General features: G+C 64.7%; 3 protein-coding genes. 2 read left to right on the plus strand and 1 reads right to left on the minus strand.

Features of this window, described 5'->3' with window-relative positions:
• Positions 1 to 1,540: PAS domain S-box protein (locus tag VF697_RS15925; RefSeq protein ID WP_331095844.1), on the minus strand; the 1,540-nt coding region annotated here is incomplete at its 3' end.
• Between the two features lie 523 nt (positions 1,541 to 2,063).
• On the opposite strand from VF697_RS15925, the gene VF697_RS15930 reads away from it, so the two are divergent.
• Both VF697_RS15930 and VF697_RS15935 read left to right on the plus strand, forming a co-directional pair.
• Positions 2,064 to 2,573, plus strand: a complete 510-nt coding sequence (locus tag VF697_RS15930; protein ID WP_331095846.1) for a hypothetical protein — start codon at positions 2,064 to 2,066, stop codon at positions 2,571 to 2,573.
• Positions 2,574 to 2,609: 36 nt separating this feature from the next.
• Complete coding sequence (locus VF697_RS15935; RefSeq protein WP_331095848.1) at positions 2,610 to 3,200, plus strand: hypothetical protein; 591 nt, start codon at positions 2,610 to 2,612, stop codon at positions 3,198 to 3,200.
• Positions 3,201 to 3,321 lie beyond the last annotated feature (121 nt).

A 3,321-nucleotide genomic window follows, 5' to 3' on the forward strand; every position in this document is an offset into this window, starting at 1 on the left:
ATCCGGTGACGTTCCGGTCGAGCTTCACGCGCTCGAAGCGATCGAAGAGCCGCCCTTGGTCTTCGGGAGCCACGCCCACGCCCTGGTCCCGGACCACGAGCTTCGCCGTGGTGCCATTCGTGGACACCGTCAACTCCACGGGCAGGCCTTTTCCGTACTTCACCGCGTTGGAGAGCAGGTTGTCGACGACCTGCTCGAGCCGCAGGTGATCCCACATCCCCTCGACCGGGCCTTCCGCGTGGATCCGGACCTGGACGCCGGACTGACGTAGCTCCTCGTCGAGCGTGGCCACGGAGCCGCGCACCAGCTCGACGAGGTCCAGCTTCTGGCGCTTGAGCTCGAGCCGACCCGCCGTCATCTGGGTGATGTCCAGCAGGGCGTCCATCATGTGGAGCATGCGGTCCGTCTGCCGCTCCATCGACTCCAGCCGGGCGGCCAGCTTCTCCGGGGAGCGCGGCGCGTCGCCGCGCGGCTGAATGTCCCTGCGCACGGCCTGGAGTTGCAGGCGCAGCGACGTCAGGGGGGAGCGCAGGTCATGCGACGCCATGGAGAGGAACTCGTCGCGTGCCTTGAGCGCCTGCCGCGCCTCGCGGAAGAGCCGCGCGTTGTCCATCGCGAGACCCGCCCTGCGGGCGAGCTCCTCCGCGAGCGCGAGGTCCACCGGGCCGTAGCTCCTGCCCGGCGTCACCGACACGAAGGTGATGGCGCCGAAGGTGTCCCCGCGGGCCTTGAGCGGCACGCACATGTACGAGCGCGCCCCCAGCGCCATGAGGCGCTCCGGGGTGTCCACCCCGAGCGCGGTCCGCACCCAGGCGGCCTCGAGCGTGTCAGGGCAGAGCTCGGACTGCCCCGTGCGCACCACGTGCCCGAGGCCCCGCGTCAGCTTCGGCTCTTGCGAGGGCAACACGCGGATGAGCTCTCGGGTCTTGGGCTCCTGCGCCGGGTCCGCGTGCGCGACGGACAGCACCGCCAGTCCGTGGGCGCCCTGAATGGCCACGGTGCACCAGTCGGCCATGCCCTGGACGGCCAGCTGGGCGATCTTCTGCAGCGTCCGCTCGTACTCGAGTGAGCCGGTGAGGACCTCGCCCGCCTCGGCGAGGAAGGCCTGCGCCTTCTCCACCTTCTTGCGCTCGGTGAGATCCCTGGCGACGTTGGAGAAGCCACGCAGATGCCCCGTCTGGTCGCGCATGGCGCTCACCACGACAGTGCCCCAGAACTGCGACTTGTCCTTGCGCACGAGCCACCCCTCGTACTCGGCGCGTCCATCGGCTTCCGCCCGTTTGAGAATGCGCTCCGACACGCGCTCCGCGTTCTCCTCCTCGGGGAAGAAGCGCGAGATGTGCAGGCCGAGGGCCTCCTGCGTCGTGTACCCCTTGAGACGCTCGGCGCCCAGGTTCCAGTTGCTCACCCGCCCGTCCACCGACAGCGGGAAGACGGAGTAGTCCTGCAGGCTGTCGATGAGGAGCCGGAAGCGCTCCTCGTCCTCGCTCAATGCGACCTTGGACTGCGGCTCGTCCTTCCGCTCACCCCCTGCGGGCATGTGCACTCCCCTCGCTTGCGAAGCTCTTCCTCAAAACTAAGCTCGCCGCCGCCGCACGACGCCCCTGCCTTCCCTTGACTGGAAGCGGCCGTGGGGCCTGCTAGCCGCCCGGGTGAGCAGAGGGGCAGGCAGGCGTCGGGAGAAGCGTCAGGCGACTTGTTGGGAGCGGGGTGTTTGCCTGCCTGGACAGAGGGCCAGAGTCGCAGCGTCCATGAACGTGTCGGAGGATTCGGAGGGATGAGGCCCCTCGTTGCCCGCCTGCTCTCCTGGGAAGTACGCTGGATGAAACCTCATGAGTGCAAGCAGGCGGGTCCAGTGGTTTTTCGTGGTGTGGGTCGCTTGGGGCTGCGTCCCTTCCAGACTCCCTCCAGGTGTTTTGCGTCTCGATCCGGAAAACCCTCCCGAGAGCCTTGAAGGACCCATGCCAGACTTCGGGTCGTTCGAGTCTTCCTGGGATGCGATCCTCGCGGCCTGCCCGTTGATTCTGTCACAGCCCCGAGCAACCGCCGGCCCTCAAGAGGACATGAGCTTCGAGCCGCGCTGGAGAGCCTCAACCGAATATTGCGCTTGGCTGTACTACACACCCGACGAAAAATTCGAAATGAGCATGCTGGTGGAGAGCACTGTCACGAGTCCTCCGGATGCTCAGGGTGAGAGAGGTTGCAGCATGCCCGCTTTCGTGAACGACAAGCGATACCCGCTACAACGCCTCAGGCACGTCTACGTCCTCCACAACCACCCCGCTGTCCCCACCCAGCTCTCCCGAAAGGACATCGCTGCCATTGCCAAAGTAGCGAGGATTCATGGCGAGTTCGTTGAAACGAAGGAAGGGAAGATTCCCGTCGGCATCGTCGCCTTCTTCTCCAACTCCTATGCTTCGAACCCTACCGCGTGTGATGGCTTCTTCGAGTACGGCATGGGAAACAATGAGGTGGTGAAGTGGACACCTGATGGGCAAGGCAAGTGGCGCCGGGAGAATGCTGGCACCGTTACCTGGATCAGCAAGACAGAGTTCCGCTTTGACCCGAAATAGGATGGCGCCTGCGGGAACTCGTGTGAAGGGTGCTCCATGAGGACGAAAAACCTGACCCTTGGGCTTGCTGTCATCCTCGCCAGTTGCGTGCTGCCTCAGCGCCCGGTGCCGGTGGAGAACGACAGATCGATCGTCTTCCCAAGATTCTTCGAGCACTCCGCTGTCGAGGTTGGGGCGGGCGGTGCGGCCTACGAACTGGACGGAGTGGTTCTTCGCGCCGTCATGAGGGCCGCCAATGATTTCCTCCCCCCTGGCAACGGGAAACGGCCCTGTGTGAAGACACAGGAGGCTCATCGCTATCGAGTCATTCGTCAGGGCAACATCATCTTCGTTCGAATCGACGAGAACCTTGAGTTCTGTGGCTTGCAGTATGTGGCACTGGATACAGGAGTGACCTACGCCATCAGCGCGGAGGGTCGTATCCTCCGGCGCGTATTCGATGGTCAGCCTGACCAGCCTCTCTACGCGGAAACGCCTGACGCCGGAGGACAGGGTTGTCCGACCTCCGGGGGTGAGTTTCCCGCCGTTGATGCCGGTCAGCGCATACCGTCACGCTCCCTGGTGCCAGAGGAGCAGGACGGGGGCACCCCTTCATCGGGTCTGATGCCCACCCCTTTCAAGGTGTAGGAGCGGGTGCCTTCTGGAAGGACTTGCAGGAGGCGCCCGGGACAAGAAAACGCCTTATTCCAAAGCTGGGGACTGCGCTCCGAGGCTTCTGGCCTTCCAATCCTTGTCGGAATGGCTGACT

Source organism: Archangium sp., assembly GCF_036388035.1.
GTDB lineage: Bacteria > Myxococcota > Myxococcia > Myxococcales > Myxococcaceae > Archangium.

Bases quoted from the DNA above. Each gene is read 5' to 3' on its own strand.
- VF697_RS15930 (WP_331095846.1), top strand. From the start codon at position 2,064: ATGAGCTTCGAGCCGCGCTGGAGAGCCTCAACCGAATATTGCGCTTGG.
- VF697_RS15935 (WP_331095848.1), top strand. From the start codon at position 2,610: ATGAGGACGAAAAACCTGACCCTTGGGCTTGCTGTCATCCTCGCCAGT.